This is a genomic window from Methylobacterium sp. PvR107, from assembly GCF_017833295.1.
Taxonomy (GTDB): Bacteria; Pseudomonadota; Alphaproteobacteria; order Rhizobiales; family Beijerinckiaceae; genus Methylobacterium.
On the sequence record NZ_JAFIBW010000001.1, the window covers coordinates 238228 to 254532 of the forward strand.

The following is a 16305-nucleotide window of genomic DNA, read 5'->3' on the forward strand; positions in this document are numbered from 1 at the left end:
CGTGGGGCCAATGCGCTCTTTCGCGGGGACGCCGGCCCGAGACTTGATCACACTTGTGCTAACTGGGTAGTCCGTCAGCACCTTGTGAATGGCTTGTTCAAGATCGCTCAGAGATCGCATCTCGACAGCAAAGCAGGATCGTCGCCAGGACTGCGCTCGGTCACTCACAATTTCGTTTGACCGATGGTCGCGGCCAGCGTTGGTGAGGCGCGTCACCATGCAGTTCAAGCTGCTGTGGCGCCAAGATTGCACCGTAGGCGGTATCGGACAGCGTGCGGCGATCCTTCGGCATGCCTCTTATTTGGTCGAGAACATCCCCAGAAACGCACTATGATCTCGTCGCTACCGAGGATGGCTTAGATGTCGGCCGGGTCATGAAGAACCTCGGCGGCCCGAACGCCGATACGTGGTTCTGGGAATGCACGGGATCTCAGGCCAGTGAAGCTGACGCGCAGCCTCTCAATGGAGAAGCGCAAACTAAGGACGAGGCAGTCCAAGCCTTGTCGGAGGCGTGGGCCCGAGCCAAGGCATAGGGACGTTGATGGGCCCACGCCGCACGATGGTGAAGACCGCTGCGATCATGGACTGCCCGGTCCAGGCATGAGCGAAGGCGCCGACCGGGTCCTTGAAGCCGTTGAGGCGCTGAAAGCGAGCGGTCGCAACGTTGGACCATGGGCCGAAGACGTCATGCTCTGGCTCGTGGATGGCATGCTCTGGCTGGTCGATGGTGAGATGCTGACTGACGGACGATGACCTCATGGCGCTTGCCATACGGCTCGGCCTCATGGACTCACCTGGGCGGCTGCAATAGGCCGCGACCATGGCAGTTGAAGAACTCGCCTCTCCCCGTGACGCTACCGTCTCCAGCCTGACGCGCCGCCTGCACGGCTATGCGCAGGGGCTGGGCTTTGATGATCGCGCGGTCCGCCAGATCGTTGAGGCTGTCATCACCGCGATGCCGGGTGCCGAAGACGTCGACGCGTTGGCGGTTGCTCGGAACTGGATGCTTCAAGCGGCGCGCTGACGATGCCCTGCGAACCGACAGCGATCTGAATGACTGGGATGGGCGCGAAGCCGAACGTCCGATTCGGCGCGCAACTGCGATCCGGCTTGGCGTACTCTGGCCGTAAGCGGAATGGCTGTTTCGGAGAATGCCCGCCGGGAAAGCAGACGCACTCCTACCAACCCAAACCCGCCGAGCGAGCAATCTTCGGCGCTTCCGAGAAGCGGTCATGCCTTGGCATCGCCTCTGCGCAAAATTTCCATGTGTGCTTTTGCGCTTGCATAGCCTGCGGCGGCCTCAATAAACCTGCGGGATAATTGTAGGCGCCACGGCGAGCACCAGAATGCCGGTGCTTTACGAGAACACGTTGAGCGAAGATGATACATTGCGATATCGTGAGGTGCGCAATGTCCGCTTCCGGCTTGGCGCTACATGCAACACTGCTATCTCGCCGGTCGCTACTCGGCGTGACGGCCTTCGGCGCATCAACCAGCCTCCTCGGCTGTGCCCTGCCAACTCGGCTCGCAGCCGTGCCACGCGGATGCGCGAGTGCCGCAACGGTGCTCGGTGTGCCGAACGAGCGGTTCTTCCCGACTGAGATCACCGGGCAGTCCGCGCTTCAGCGGGAGTTCATCGAGGCTGTCCAACGCCAGATCGTGTCGAGCGGCATCCGGCCGGCCACGCCGTTGCCCGACTTGGACCTGCTCGGCATCTCAGGAGGTGGTGAAAACGGAGCCTTCGGCGCCGGGCTTCTCAACGGTTGGACCGAGCATGGCGACCGCCCGAACTTCTTCCTGGTCACCGGCATCAGCACCGGCGCGTTGAGTGCCCCCTTCGCATTTCTCGGCGGCGCCTATGACGCGCAACTGAAGAGCGTATTCACCGACATCACCTTGGCGGATGTTCTGCTGGAGCGCAGCTACACCGCTGCGATCTTGGACGATGCCATGGCGGACAACAGCCCTCTGTTCCGCACCATTTCCCGCTACCTCGATGAGGCGATGCTGGCCGAGATCGCCCGAGCCTACGCCAATGGCAGGCTGCTGCTGGTGGGCACCTCTAATCTCGATGCGCAGACACCAGTCATTTGGAACATCGGCGCTATCGCGCAGAGCGGCCATGCTCGCGCCTTGGAGACGGTGCGGCGGATTCTACTGGCCTCCGCTGCCATCCCAGGTGCCTTCGCGCCGGTTTTTTTCGATGTGACGCTGAACGGGAAGCCCTTTCAGGAGCTGCATGTTGACGGCGGGGCGTTCGCCCAACTCTTCCTATATCCCGCCAGCGTCTCGCGATTTCGTCGGGAGCGGCTGGCGCGCGGGCAGCCAACGGCGCGGACTCGGGCTTGGGTGATCCGCAATGGTCGGCTGGATCCCGAATGGGCCTCGACGGAGCGTCGGACCCTCGGCATTGTAGGTCGCGCGATCACTGCCATGATCGCGGCGAGCGGCTACAACGACGTGTTGCGGATCCATGCCGCAGCCGAGCGCGACGGGGTAGACTACAACTTGGCCTTCATCGGACCGGACTTCACGATGGAGCGGAACAAGCCATTTGACCCATCCTACATGCGCCCCCTCTATGAATATGGCCGGCAGCGCGCGCTGCGTGGCGACGCTTGGGTCACGCAACCTCCGATCTGAGTCGATCAAGGTCGCGGCGACCCGCGCAACATGGCCTCTTGGTCAAGCTGTGATCGCGATGCCCTAACTCCTGGTGACAGATTCAGTCGTTGAAGCGTTCGACCATGCCGTTCGTGCGCAGCGGGTATGGCTTCATGGAAGAAATTGCGCGGCCCGTCGATCGACACGCAGCACGGGATGACCTTGCCGTCGAGCACCTTCCCAAAGCGCACATGCGCGAGGGTCTCCCTGTCGATGTCCTGCGGACCCGCCTCGTAGCTCTCCAGCGGCATGCGGCGCCACTGATGTAAAGGGCGGACCAATTCCAGGCCGCCGTGTCGGAGCAAAATCAGGCCACTGGCAACGTGCAGCTCGAACGAAGAAGGGGCCCGATCGGGCCCCTTCTTCGTTCGTCGCCGATCGTAAGGGTCAGGCCGGCGGGATCTCGCCCGTCTCGGGGTCGTGAGGATCGGCGGTGGCCTGGTTTTGCTCCGCCCCTTCGGCCCGGCCGCGCCGGCTGCGGGAAGTTTTGAGGCGGTAGCTGTTGCCGTTCAGGCTCAGGATGCTGACGTGGTGGGTCAGCCGGTCGAGCAGCGCGCCCGTGAGCCGTTCCGAGCCCAGAACTGACGTCCAGTCCTCAAACGGGAGGTTCGAGGTCACCACGGTCGAGCCACGCTCGTAGCGCTGCGAGAAGACCTCAAACAGCAACTCCGCCCCCGTCGACGACAGCGGCACGTAGCCGAGTTCGTCGACGATCAGGAGCTTGACCGCGGCTAGTTCGCGCTGAAGCCGGAGCAGACGACGCTCGTCGCGCGCCTCCAGGAGTTGGTTGACCAGCGAGGCCGCGGTGGTGAACGTGACCGAGAAGCCCTTCTGGCAAGCCGCCAAGCCGAGAGCCAAGGCGATGTGGGTCTTGCCAGTGCCCGAGTTGCCAAGTGCGATGACGTTCTCCCGGCCGAGGATGTAGCCACAGCGGGCCAGTTCCAGCACGAGCATCTTGTTCAGGCTCGGGATCGCGGCAAAGTCGAACGTGTCGAGGCTCTTCACCGCCGGGAAGCGCGCCGCCCGGATGCGGCGCTCGACCATGCGCCGCTCACGGTCGATCAGCTCCAGTTCAACCAGCCGCAACAGGTAGCGCGAGTGGTCCAGGCCGCTCTGAGCGCACTCGCGGGCAACCTTGTCGTACTCGCGCAGCACCGTGGGCAGCTTGAGCTGCTTGAGGTGGTGAGCCAGCAGGACGCCCGGCGTGGTCTCGTCGCGCGCCAGGCTCATGCGGCCACCTCCGGCACCAGCACGGCATAGTCGGCAGCCACGGTGGTCCGCACCGTGGTTCTGGGCAGGTGCGGATAGGCTGCCAGGTCGAGCCGGGGCGGTCGGTGCTCGAGTCGGGCCAGCGCAATCAGCTTGACCGCATCGAAGCCGATCGCCCCGAGCCGGATCGCCTCCGCGACGGCTGCGGCCACCACGTCCTTGGGCATCGCCTCCATCAGGCGCAGCACCTGGATGAACTCGCGCTTGCCCCGGTTGCCCATGCGCGCCTCCAGGAGATGGCGCAGGTGCTGGAACGCCTCGGGCAGATCCCAGTCCTGGAGGGCCGCCGCTTGGTCGAGGGCGTTCGGCTTGGTCTCGATCAGCGCGAGGTAGTGCAGCGGCTCGGAGACGAACACGCCGGTGCCGTAGCTGCGTTCGTGCCGGGCGATCTCGATCCCGCCGCACAGGATCACGACCTCGTCGACGAAGCCCTTCACCAGCACGTCCCGGAAGCCGTAGGCGGTGGGCACCGAGTAGTCGTTGCCGTGATAGCGCACCAGCGCGGTCGAGGAGACACGACCAGCCCGCTTCTCGCACGGCTCCAGCGGGACCGCCGGCAGGGCGCGCAGGACCGCACGGTCGGCCACGAGCCGCGTACCGATGAGCTCGGCAGACCGACCGGCACACTCATCCTGCCGGACTCGGCAGCGTCGCTCCAGATCAGCGTTCAGCGCCTCGAACGAAGCTGCCTCCGGAGCCGGGGTCATGAAGTTGGACCGGGCGAACTTGACCAGCCCTTCGACTTTGCCCTTGTCGTTGCCCCTGCCCGGACGGCCGAAGCGGTCGCGGAACAGGTAGTGGCTCACCAACTCGGTGAAGGCGCGCGTGCGCTCGCGCTGCCCGTCACCGCAGATCTTGGCGACCGCGATCTTCGTGTTGTCGTACAGGATCGACAGCGGCACGCCCGTGAAGAAGGCGAAGGCGGCGACGTGCCCGTCGAGGAACGCCTCGGTGGTCTCCCGCGGATATGCCTTCACGAAGCAGGCGTCGGAGTGCGGCAGGTCCATGCAGAAGAAATGGATCTTGCGACGCACGCCGCCGATCGTGGCCACCGCCTCGCCGAAGTCAACCTGGGCATGGCCAGGCGGGTGGGCCAGCGGCACGAAGGTCTCCCGCCCCTGCGATCGGCAGATCCGCACGTGGTCCTTCACCACCGTGTAGCCGCCGGCATAGCCGTGCTCGTCGCGTAAACGCTCGAAGATCCGCTTGGCCGTGTGCCGCTGCTTGATCGGCGCGCTTCGGTCCGTTTCCAGGATGGCCGTGATCACCGGCAGAAGAGGCCCAAGCTTCGGCTTCTCGACCGGCTTCGAGCGCGTATAGCCCGGCGGCAGGGAGAACCGGCACATCTTGGCGATCGTCTCTCGGCTCAGCCCGAACACTCGAGCCGCCTCACGCCGAGAGTTGCCCTCGATAAACACGAACTGCCGAACGGCCGCGTAGACTTCCACGGCAAACATCCCCAGCTCCTCTCGAAAGAGAAGCTTCTCCACTGGCCGGCTTTTACGCCGCCCGCATCAGCACGACGCCGACGCTCCAGTGGATGGTTTTGTCACCGCCCTACACAGCTTGTCCATCTGGTTCTGCCGGGACCAGCACGTCCGGCATCTCGCCTCGGCATAGACAACTCGCACACGTACATCTGCCGGCCAGCAACTTGGACGAACACCTCATTCACATCGATGCGGGCGCTTGCTCCAATGACCTCTTCAGGCTCGCCGCCAAAGACTGCAGCGGTCATCCCGTCCATTCTATGCTTAATCAACGTCGGAGCGTCTGATTTCAGCTCCTCAATTAGCCTAGCAACATCGCTTGTCAGATTACTATACGGGAAGCACTCGCTGGAAGCGCTGCAGTGAGTCTCAACACGCTGCGAACGGGCCAATTTCTGCTGCAGTCGCTATCAAACAACGGCTTTGTCACGGGCCCGGTACCTTGCGCACTGAGCGTGCCTCGTCAGGGCGCCTGAAGAGCTCTGAGTCGGTTCCAGCAGCAAGGACGCGTATCCATTCGCCGGTGGCATTATCCCGGAGAAGCGGAAGTGACGCCTTCAGCTCGGACAGGCGGCGCGTCAGCGAGTGACCGTTGTGGATTGATGCCCGCGGGCATGCGGAATCGGACTATTTCGGGAACCGCGCCTGCAAAGAACTGTCGATTAGGCGGAATTGGGTGCGATGGTTGTTCAGGGTCTCACGACGCCCGTTCGGGACCAGGTCAGACGTTCCTGACAGGAACGTATCGTTCTCGCCGTGATTGCTGCGGCCGGGCTTCTCGCGCTCCGCTGGATCGCCGCGATCCTGTGCGCAGCGTGGCAGATTGTGAATGCACACTCCGGAATGGGCGCGACGCGATGAGCGCCGAACCCGTTCTTACGCGGCGTCCAAATCATTCCAGCTCAAGGCGAAGCTGAATTCCCGCCGGAAGTGGTACACGCCCGATTTCCGCGTAGCGGCTTCGGCGTTATCTAAGTCGAAACCGAGCAGTTTTTCGACTGAGATATTGAGAATTTGGGACCGCGGCGCCACTATTGTCCGTCCGAAACCCTGTGTCTGTAAACGGGTTCGGTCAGGCCTCGGATAGGAAGAGCGCGACGAACGTGACGAGATAATGCAATCAGATCCGACAATTGATGAGCTTTTATTAGTGGCACGTCGTCAATCAGGTTCACTGATTAGCCTTCAGAGGCCGCCAGTTAGACTCGATCAGCTGTAAACCTGATGCCGGTGTAGGCGATTTCCGAATCTGCACTTGAGCCATCGCGACCCCCAAGTTGCGGTGGTCGTTGGCCAAGCGATCGAGCATAGCTAGAACGACGAACGTGGCCAAGAGCAGGTAGGTAACCCAGAGCACGGCTCTGACGTGCTCGGCATGTTGCTGTAGATGCACAACCAGGATGGCGCCGGCCGTGAACATAGCTGCCATCGCAAGAGGCATGATCAGAGGGGCGGACATCGTTCTATCCCGAATCGCCAGCATAGCGAGCGCCTGAGCGATTGTGCGCTGCCGCCAGATCGGTCGCTTGATGTGACGGGTCGCCTCAACCCATCCGGTTGTCGATCCGACGCTCGGACCGGGCGTGCTGACCCCTTTGCCACCTACCGGCGAAAGCCTCGGCCACCGTGAAAGCCTCGGCCACCGTGAAAGCCTCGGCCGCCATGGAAGCTGCCGCCTCTGTAGACGCCGACGCGTCGCCCGCCGTAGACTCCGCCGCCGCGGTAGCCATAGACTCCGCCGCGGCGATATCCATAGGCTCCTGCGCGGTGCCCATAGGCGCCTCGGTAGCCGTAGACACTACGCCCACCATAGTAGCCTCCATAGCCGTTCCGACGGCAGCCGCCATACGGTCCGCGGTGAAAGCCGATGCCGCAGCCCCCGGCCGCCTCGGCCACGCTGACGCCGAACCGCCCCTTCTCCGGTGAGCCCAGGCTAAGCCAACTCCCAAGGAACAGTGCGACAAACACCAACAGCCTTATGCGTCGCATCTCGTGCACTCCACTGTGATCCAAAGCGCGCTAACAGGTGTCAACGCCGCAACAAACGACATCGTGGTCCAGTGTGGATCCTATATGCCCACGCTGCTTGATCGATCGGGTCAGCGGTAAACGCTTGTTGTCGAAATATCCGCTTGAGCTCGGCAGTTCACGACGAGCTTGAACCGGACGACAATCGCTGAACTGGCGCGGTCCAGGACATCAGTATGGGTAGGCGGCGATAGCTCGGTGCTGGTGCTTGCCTCAGCGAGGCGAGAAGGAGCCAGCGCAGCGCTGCGGCCGTTGTCGGAGCCAACGCCTGGGCGTCGGATACAGCTTTTCTCTCAACCCACTCGCGCAATACCACTATGAGCTCTTGTAGTGAGTTCCTTGCCGGCTCTGGGCTTTTGGACCGACCTCGCGCAAGCACAGACGCCGGCGTTCCGCGAATGTGCCACGCAAATGCACTTAGTGAGCTCTGCCGCTTCGGCTCTGCCCCATAGCTTATGTCGATGGCCGTGTCTCGCCGGATCAAGCAACGCACGCAGGAAGTGCGAAGATGGGATGGCGGGGCTTTCAGGCCAGCGACGAGGTAAGGGAGATGATGATGCCGTATCTGAGACTTGCAGGGCTCTCTGTCGCTGCGGCGCTTGTGCTCGGTCTGGGAAGCGGGCCGCAAGCTGCCCCGCTCAGCAACTCACATTCCGCGATTGAGACGGCCGGAGCTGCCTCTGACTTGGTGATCAAGACCGGGACCGTGGGAATGGATCGTCGGGGAGATCGCCGGACGGATCGGCACGACCGCAGGAACGACCGGCGCCGCTAATACGAGCAGCTGAACTGACCGACCATGTCGCCGTCTGGGATCGGCGAACGTGCTCTCAGGAGCAGTTCGCGCTTGGACGCCGTCGCGTCTCGTGGTGAGGCGCGACGGAACCGACGGAGTAACGCGCTGACGCCGCCAAGTATCATCGCTGCAGCCGTCGCAATGATGAGTTCCGGCCTCACGACGGCTGAAGGTTTGCAGAAGTCGGGAGCTTGCTGAAACCGTCGATCCTGCGTGTCTCCGCACCACGGATCTGCCCAGAATGTTCGTAGCCCACCGATTAAGCCGGTCCAGTTCGTTCTCTGGGCTGAGGAGGCAAGCATGGACATCCGCAAGTGCAGCGCCGAGGCGATCGGCACTTTCTGGCTCACTTTTGCCGGCTGCGGCAGTGCCGTCATCGCCGCCGGGTTCCCGCAGGTCGGCATCGGCCTGCTTGGGGTCTCCGCCGCCTTCGGCCTGACCGTGGTCACCATGGCCTACGCCATCGGCCACATCTCGGGGTGTCACCTCAACCCAGCAGTCACCATCGGGCTTGCGGCGGGCGGGCGCTTCCCGACTCGCGACATCGCTCCGTACGTGGTTTCACAGGTCATCGGCGGCGCGGCTGCCGCGGCGCTGCTCTATGCCATCGCGAGCGGCTCGCCGGAGTTCGACCTTGCGAAGGGCTTTGCCGCCAATGGCTACGGCGAGCACTCGCCGGGCCACTACGGACTGCTTTCGTGCCTCTTGGCCGAGGTGGTGCTCACGATGATGTTCCTCTTCGTCATCATGGGGGCGACGCACGGCAAGGCGCCGGTCGGCTTCGCGCCTCTGGCCATCGGTCTCTGCCTGACCCTCGTCCACCTCGTCGGCATTCCGGTGACGAACCTGTCGGTCAACCCGGCGCGCAGCACGGGGCCGGCCCTGTTCGCCGGCGGTTGGGCGATAGCACAGCTCTGGCTGTTCTGGGTTGCCCCGCTGGTCGGCGGCGCGCTGGGCGGAATGCTCTACCGCTGGCTAAGCGAGCAACCCGCGGCTCAGATTACCGGCATAGCACCGGCCGCCCCGGCAGAGTGAGCCTTCCTATTGACGGCTCCAAAACTGCAGTTCGTCCGGCCCTCACGCTCTCCACAGCTTGGCTGCATAGCGGGCCGAGGGCCTCAACGCCGCACGCTCTAAAGAAGACATGATGAGAGGCGGACCTCTTCCGGGAATGCCCGGAGATTAAACCCTCAATGGCCCACGCTGACCTTTCTCATCGACTTCCGATCGCGCTTATAATTCGAAATGGAGGCCGATTAGCCGAGCGATTATTGATTGATGCTGACCCGGAAGCACACTTCGACCTCGGGTCCGCCAGGGGAAAACTGACTACAGTGTGCCAAGTAGTCGCCGGTGCGGCTCTGTTTGAGAGCCTCACGAACAGGTGACTGTTGGCCGAGTGCTGCGGCTGGAAACATCCCAATAGCCAGCATAAGATAGGTACCTAGCATTCTCTTATCTATCCCACCGCTTGTAAAACCAAACCGTAAGAAGATGAGGAAGCACAGGGCGCAGAAAATTACCTCGGCAGCAAGTGGGGCGAAAACGTTCCACACACACTTTCGATGGGATCCGCTTCCGTTCTAAATAATGCGAGGCGTGAATTTTGGGACGATTCGAGATCATTTATATAAACGTATATAAAATGACGACTATAATGCCCTGTTATTTCGAATTAGATCTAATCCCCCGGCTCGAGCCATTGTGCCAGTGCATTGGCTGGCCGGGCCTTCGCCCGAGCCGGGCCTATTTTGCGTCTATATTCTTGTTTGGCCCCATGCTCGTGAAGCTGCGGTTGCCCGATCGCCGAAGAGCAGTTGTTACAGTCTTGCACACGATGGCGACGGTCCTCACGGACCAGCCCTCCACGGGACGAAACGCCTTCCTCCTCAGGTGCATGCAACTAGGGGGCGACACTGAACTAGGGAGCAGTTTTACCGATCTTGAAGTGGTGATTATAGCGCGTGCGAAGGCCGCTTCGGGCGTGCCCAGAAGCGCAAGAACGAGAGCGTAGCGGAGCAGGGCAAAGACCCTGAGTTGTGGGACGATCAGAGTGTGGCGCATCGCCCTCTCCCGGTCCCCGAAACAGCGACCACATGAGCGAGTCTGCTGTCCCGCCCGATCATTCGCCGGATGCGATGGACCGGCCCAGCTCTTCCTACAACGCCATCCTTTCGGTGCCCGCTGCCAAGTCTCGTCAAACCCAGGCTTTCAGCGTGAGATCACACGGACAACTCTGCGCGAGTCAAGATCGATGACGACCGCCTGGTCATCAGGAGATATGTAGTAACCGTAATATCCAGTCGGGTTCAGCCCCGCGAGCGAAACATTTTGAAATGAACCCAACCCCAGCCAGCCGGGGATCACGCTGCCGCGCCCGACCCGCACACCGCTCGCTTCGGTGTAGTGAGGTCCCGCATCAAACAGCGTTTGGATCGTCCCGCTCTCGTCACCCTGCATGAGAACGCCGTGATCGGCGAGATGCGGATTGACACGCAGCACCAGCGGTTCAGCAAGAGCCAGCGAGCCAGTCAGGAGACCCGCCGCCGCAACTCCAGCTCCGGTGAGCAGGCCTGTTGCGCGAGTTCGCATGGTAGACATGGTTTTCTCCCCGGATAAGCGGTAGGCGAACGCCACGATAGACGTTCTGGTGCAGTAAAATCATTAGGCCCCCGGTGCTTGATCCTTTGGGACGCGCCGAGAACTTTCAAATAAAAATATTTGGGCAAACTCAACTTTCATCCGCCTGGCGCGGAGCCTCTAGAGGGTAATCGCAGAGGTTCCAGTCTTCAGGGCGACCAGAGGCTCTGTTTCCGACGACGCGCATCACCTCGAAAGCTCGCATTGCATGTGCGATGAGTATCGGCGGGTATTCGACCACGCTTTCGCCCCAGTTCGGGCGAAGAATGGCAATGATCATGGGTGATTCGCCTATCTTCGAAGTCCGGATTACGACCTGCGAGACGGGCAGCATCCTGCGCGCGCCGACTGAACGCGAGATGGCGACGAAGGCGGAAACTCTTGTCCGCAGGGTTCATGCACGCGGCGAGCTGATCGGCTTCAGCATCAAAGGACCAAGCGCGGCCGGTATAGGCCGGATCAAGGCGTACCTTGAGGGTGTCTTGGTCGAGGTCGCACAAGCGAGCACCTGACTCAATTCGTCTGCGGTCAAGAAGCCTCACATCGTGGGCCCTGTGCAGCTCGTCGGATCAAGCAGGCTGTCCGGTTCAGCGTTTGGTATGACCGAAATTGAAGGAATGGTGCTGCGCGGGCCTCGCATCGTCTGTTGGAGTGTACACCAGCACGCCGGCCACGGACCGGCGATCGCTTCGACTTGGCAGGATGCGCTCGTCAGACAAGATGGGAGCGAACGATGGTCCTGGTGCTTCGATCCATCTAAATCGCAAGGGCGAGCCGCGTGCGGGAGGCAGCAAAGCGGGAGGCACGCGCTAAGCCGCTAGCGAGCATCGTCACGGACGGCGGTCGTTACCGGACCATCGGCAGTCTTCAGCCTCTGGCTGTGGGTATGATTGCCGCGTTGGTGACGTCGGCGCTGCTCTGGCTGGCCCTCTGAGGCCTGAACGAGCGGCGGAGATAAGGCGGTAGGATGCCAGAGCCGCAGATGCTCCGACCGATCTCTGCGCCGCCCCCTTCACGCCAGGACCGCTGTCGTGGCGAGCCACATTCAGCGAGATTGCGTTCCGTCAAATGATTAGCTCTTCCACGCCAAACGTCAATCGCTCCCGTACCCAGCAGCACCCGAGCCGACGCATCAGTGCTGTGCCTCCACCTCACTTCCGTTGATGCCGGTAGGGCTACAGGCGGCCGGTGGTTCCCCCGTCGAAGACGATCTTGATCGCCTGAGCCACGCTGGCGCCCACCTCTGGGGGCGGATCGACTTCGGCCGCCGAGTGGCCTCGGGCAGCACGGTATCGTGGTCCAGAAGATTCATACGCTCCCGTTCGTGCAGCAGGAGCGCGTTCATTACCAGGGCCGCCAGTGACTGATCGGCCAATGCCCCGGGTTCCTTCATGTTCTCCGCAGAATTCTCCGCCTGCTTCCGGATCAGCTCGGTCAACTGCGCGGGAGTGAAGGCGTCCTCGGAGGTGTCGCTAATGCCGGACCCGCCTGGCTACAGAGCTGGAATCTTAAATTTGGCGATCTGCACTGACCTTGCCCCCTGTTTGCCCCCGTTCATAACCAGAGTCCGTTCTGGTTCTGGTCCTGTTTGGACCGGGTTGCAAACGCGTTCGGGGTGAGTCCGCCGAGGCTCGTGTGAGGGCGGCAGGTGTTGTACAACCCCTCAGCACAAGACCCATAGTACCGACGCTGGCGACGACGGTGTCGTCGTCTACGGGTGGCATCCATGGGCCGGGCGTGCGGTTCGCCTTCACGAGGTGATCGGGCGCGCAGCAGGTACGGCCGCGCGCTGCACACTCGTGGACGCGCCAGCCGCACGCCTACAGGAGATCCCGGTCTGGATGCTCGATCCCGTCGCGTGCGGGGCAATGCGGGCGGCGGCGCAGCCGGTCGTGGCCTTGTCCGCGCTGATGAGCTTGCGCGTCCTGCTCGCCGCGGCGGGCAGAGGCCCTGTCCCGCGCCGAGCAACGCTAGCATCGCCCGAGTCCTCGGGAGATTGCCATGCCACAGCCTCCGCGCCGACCGCGCCGGTCGGACCCGCAGCTCGACCTCGGCCTGACGCAAGGGCCGTCGACTCTGACACCGCCAGCCTGGAGCAGCCTGCCGACGGCGACGCAGCAGACCCTCACCCGCCTGCTGGCCCGCCTGCTCGTCGCCCATACCAACAGATCCTCGCAGCAGGACGTCCGAGCCGGAGGCGCCGATGAGCGCTGAGAAGATCGGCCCGCAGCACCGAGCCCGCAAAGCCGTGCTCTACGTCCGCCAGTCCTCGGCCCATCAGGTCCAGCACAACCGCGAGAGCCAGGCCCTGCAATACGCCATGCGCGAGCGCCTCGTCGGGCTCGGCTTTGCCGAGGTCGAGATCATCGACGAGGATCTCGGCTGCTCGGCCGCCGGCGGCACGCTGCGCGCCGGCTTCGAACGTATGGTCGCCGAGGTCTGCCTGGGCAAGGTCGGCGCGGTCGCCGCCCGCGAGGTCTCCCGCTTCGCCCGCAACAGCCGGGACTGGCAGCAGCTCGTGGAGATGTGCCGCGTCGTCGATACCCTGCTCGTCGACCAGGAGGCGATCTACGCGCCGCGCCTGGGCAACGACCGCCTGCTCCTCGGGCTCAAGGGCAGCCTCAACGAGTACGAGCTCGACCTCCTGCGCCAGCGCTCGCTGTCCGCGCGCTACGAGAAGGCGCGCCGCGGCGAGCTCGTGGTCGCGGCACCTGTCGGCTTCCTCAAGGCCGGCGACCGGCTCGAGATGGATCCCGATCGGCGTGTGCAGGCCGCGATCCGGTTGGCCATCGACAAGGTGGCCGAGTTGGGCAGCGTGCGCCAGGCCCTGCTCTGGTTCCTGGAGCACGGGCTCGATCTGCCGACCCGCGTCAACGCCGGCCCGGTGGTCTGGCGCCGCCCCCGTTACTCGACGCTGCGCGAGTTCATCGCCAATCCTGCCTATGGCGGCGCCTACGCCTACGGCCGCAGCCGCGTCACGGCCAGCTACGACGCGGCCGGCGCCAAGGCGCGGGCCCGGCGCACGCCGCGCTCGGAGTGGCTGGCGTTGAAGCCCGGCGCGCATGAGGGTTACGTCACGTGGGAGCGGGCGGAGGCGATCCGGGCGATGGTGAGCGAGAACGTCCCGACGAGTTCCCGTGGTGCGCCCAAGCTCGGCTCGGCCCTGCTCTCCGGTCTGCTGCGCTGCCGGCGCTGCGGACGCAAGCTGAGCGTCCAGTACACCGGGGCCAAGGGGCAGATCCCGCGCTACGCCTGCGTCCGCGGGCGGATCGACTACGGCGAGCCGAACTGCATCGCCTTCGGCGGCCTTCGTGTCGATGACGTCGTCGAGGCGGCGCTCCTGTCGGTGGTGCAGCCCGGCGCCATCGAGGCGACGCGGGCAGCCGAGTCGCAGGCGAGCATGCGCCGCGACGAGGCACGTGAGGCGATGATGCGCGATCTGGAGGCGGCGCGCTACGCGGCCGACCGCGCGTTCCGCCAGTACGACGCCGCCGACCCCGAGAACCGCCTGGTGACCGGCGAACTCGAAGCGCGCTGGAACCGCGCTCTGTCCCGGGTCGGCGCCTGCGAGACGCGCGTTGCCGAGCACGACGCGGTCGCCCCCCGACCCGCCCTTCCTCCAATCGCGTTGGAGACGCTCGCCGCGGACCTGCAGGGCGTCTGGTCAGCGCCCACGACGGATGCGCGGCTCAAGAAGCGGATCGTGCGCACCCTCATCCACGAGGCGATCGCCGACCTCGACGAGGTGCGGGCCGAGATCGTGCTCACCCTGCATTGGGCCGGTGGCGCCCACACCGAGCATCGCCTGCCGCGTCGGCGACGCGGTCAGCGCACCAGCACGCCCGCCGACGTGATCGAAGCGGTGCGCACACTGGCGCTCATCGCGCGCGACGACGTGATCGCGGGCGTACTCAACCGCAACGGCGTGAGGACGGGGCACGGCAACCGCTTCACGCGCGAGCGCGTCACCGCATTGCGCTCGCAGTACCGCATCCCGGTGTTCCGCGAGGCCGCGGCGGGAGAGGAGCCTTGGCTGAACCTGACCCAAGCTGCCGCCCGCGTCGGCGTTGCCGCGCGAACCCTTCGTCTGGCCGCGGAACGGGGCGAGATCGATGCAGCGCATCCGCTCGCGGACGGACCTTGGGTCTTCAGCCGCGCGGCTCTCGACGGCCCGGCTGCCCGCGTCCTCGCACAGGAGGCACTCAACCGCGGCAAACACCCCGCGGTACCGCATCCAGCACAGCAATCCCTCTTCGCATCAACGACATAGCGAGATGTGCGTTCTGATGAGCAGTTGTAGTCCACCCGCCACGCCTCGATGATGGTCCGAGCCGCCGACAGGCTCCGGAAGAGATGCTCGTTCAAGCACTCGTCGCGCAAGCGCCCGTTCAAGCTTTCAACGAAGCCGTTCTGCTGCGGCTTGCCGGGAGCGATGTAGTGCCACGCGACCGCACGCTCCTCCTGCCAGCGAAGAATGGCGTGCGAGGTCAGCTCGGTGCCGTTGTCCGAGACGATCATAACCGGCTTGCCCCGATCCGCGATGATCCGGTCGAGTTCGCGCGCGACCCGCTGGCCGGACAGCGACGTGTCGACCACGAGCGCCAGGCACTCCCGCGTGCAGTCGTCGACCACGACGAGGATGCGGAAGCGCCGTCCGTCGTCGAGCGTGTCGGAGACGAAGTCGAGGCTCCAGCGCTGGTTCGGCTCCTGCGGCACGGCGGCCGGTGCCCGCGTCCCTAGGGCTCGTTTGCGCCCACCCCGCCTGCGCACCGACAGCCGCTCCTCCCGGTAGAGCCGGAACAGCTTCTTGTGATTCAGCTTAAGGCCCTCCCGCCGCAGCAGGATAAGCAGGCGCCGATAGCCAAAGCGACGACGCTCGCCGGCCAGGCTGCGCAGGCGTACCCGCACGGCCGCATCATCATCACGGGTCGGGGCGTAGCGGTATGTCTTCGGCTCCAGGCCGATCAGCCCACAGGCGCGACGCTGCGAATAGCCCTTCTCCTCGATGGCCCAGCTCACGGCTGTTCTCCGTGCTCCAGGCGTTAGAAGTTTTTTCCCAGTGCCTCGCGCAGCGTGGCCACGTCGAGCATCGCCTCGGCCAGGAGCTTCTTGAGCTTGCGGTTCTCCTCATCGAGCGCCTTCAGACGCCGCGCATCCGAGACCTCCATGCCACCGTAGCGCGAACGCCATGTGTAGAACGTCGCGTCGCTGATGCCGTGGCGGCGACAGATATCGGCGACCGGCAGGCCAGCCTGCTGCTCCTTCAGGATGCCGATAATCTGCTCTTCACTGAACCGGCTCTTCTTCATCGTCCGTCTCCTGATCGACGGACCCTAGCTTCAGATCGAGGGCAATCCAGGGGGCAAGGTCAGCACCTGCAGCTGATCCTCGGGTGACTAGACGCACAATCGCACAAGC

Annotated in this window: 12 protein-coding genes and 1 pseudogene; 7 read left to right on the plus strand and 6 right to left on the minus strand. The window is 64.0% G+C overall.

Annotation, left to right across the window (positions count from 1 at the left end):
- The first annotated feature begins 600 nt into the window (after positions 1-600).
- From JOE48_RS01075 to JOE48_RS01085, 3 genes are all read left to right on the plus strand, one after another.
- Positions 601-753, plus strand: a complete 153-nt coding sequence (locus JOE48_RS01075; protein WP_210026069.1) for a hypothetical protein — start codon at positions 601-603, stop codon at positions 751-753.
- Positions 754-820: 67 nt separating this feature from the next.
- On the plus strand, positions 821-1024 hold the full coding sequence (locus tag JOE48_RS01080; RefSeq protein ID WP_210026071.1) for a hypothetical protein: 204 nt from the start codon (positions 821-823) through the stop codon (positions 1022-1024).
- 539 nt (positions 1025-1563) lie between these two features.
- The gene (locus JOE48_RS01085; protein ID WP_210026073.1) at positions 1564-2643 is read left to right on the plus strand and encodes a patatin-like phospholipase family protein; all 1080 of its coding nucleotides are present in this window, start codon (positions 1564-1566) and stop codon (positions 2641-2643) included.
- Between the two features lie 408 nt (positions 2644-3051).
- Here the strand turns inward: JOE48_RS01085 and istB are convergent, their stop codons facing one another.
- The 4 genes from istB to JOE48_RS31140 all read right to left on the minus strand — a co-directional run bounded on the left by istB (position 3052) and on the right by JOE48_RS31140 (position 7412).
- Complete coding sequence (gene istB / locus JOE48_RS01090) at positions 3052-3894, minus strand: IS21-like element helper ATPase IstB (RefSeq protein ID WP_210025729.1); 843 nt, start codon at positions 3892-3894, stop codon at positions 3052-3054.
- The gene (gene istA, locus JOE48_RS01095) at positions 3891-5390 is read right to left on the minus strand and encodes an IS21 family transposase (RefSeq protein WP_210025731.1); all 1500 of its coding nucleotides are present in this window, start codon (positions 5388-5390) and stop codon (positions 3891-3893) included. Before istA ends, istB begins: the two co-directional genes overlap by 4 nt.
- A gap of 1204 nt (positions 5391-6594) precedes the next feature.
- Positions 6595-6882, minus strand: a complete 288-nt coding sequence (locus JOE48_RS01100) for a hypothetical protein (RefSeq protein WP_056532036.1) — start codon at positions 6880-6882, stop codon at positions 6595-6597.
- Between the two features lie 143 nt (positions 6883-7025).
- Positions 7026-7412, minus strand: coding sequence for a GCG_CRPN prefix-to-repeats domain-containing protein (locus JOE48_RS31140; protein ID WP_409518547.1), 387 nt, complete (start codon positions 7410-7412; stop codon positions 7026-7028).
- Between the two features lie 1135 nt (positions 7413-8547).
- On the opposite strand from JOE48_RS31140, the gene aqpZ reads away from it, so the two are divergent.
- Complete coding sequence (gene aqpZ, locus JOE48_RS01105) at positions 8548-9282, plus strand: aquaporin Z (protein WP_056532040.1); 735 nt, start codon at positions 8548-8550, stop codon at positions 9280-9282.
- A gap of 1176 nt (positions 9283-10458) precedes the next feature.
- Here aqpZ and JOE48_RS01110 read toward each other — a convergent pair.
- Positions 10459-10884 carry a hypothetical protein gene (locus JOE48_RS01110; protein WP_157862059.1) on the minus strand — a complete coding sequence of 142 codons (426 nt, stop codon included), beginning with the start codon at positions 10882-10884 and terminating at the stop codon, positions 10459-10461.
- 269 nt (positions 10885-11153) lie between these two features.
- Between JOE48_RS01110 and JOE48_RS01115 the strand changes: the two genes are divergently transcribed.
- The 3 genes from JOE48_RS01115 to JOE48_RS01125 all read left to right on the plus strand — a co-directional run bounded on the left by JOE48_RS01115 (position 11154) and on the right by JOE48_RS01125 (position 15157).
- Positions 11154-11399, plus strand: a complete 246-nt coding sequence (locus JOE48_RS01115; protein ID WP_245252675.1) for a hypothetical protein — start codon at positions 11154-11156, stop codon at positions 11397-11399.
- A gap of 1489 nt (positions 11400-12888) precedes the next feature.
- On the plus strand, positions 12889-13101 hold the full coding sequence (locus JOE48_RS01120; protein WP_139231676.1) for a hypothetical protein: 213 nt from the start codon (positions 12889-12891) through the stop codon (positions 13099-13101).
- Complete coding sequence (locus JOE48_RS01125) at positions 13091-15157, plus strand: recombinase family protein (protein ID WP_210026075.1); 2067 nt, start codon at positions 13091-13093, stop codon at positions 15155-15157. Before JOE48_RS01120 ends, JOE48_RS01125 begins: the two co-directional genes overlap by 11 nt.
- Before the next feature lie 23 nt (positions 15158-15180).
- On the opposite strand, the pseudogene JOE48_RS01130 reads toward JOE48_RS01125, so the two are convergent.
- Positions 15181-16196: pseudogene (locus tag JOE48_RS01130) on the minus strand (IS3 family transposase); the annotation flags it as partial.
- Between the last annotated feature and the right edge of the window lie 109 nt (positions 16197-16305).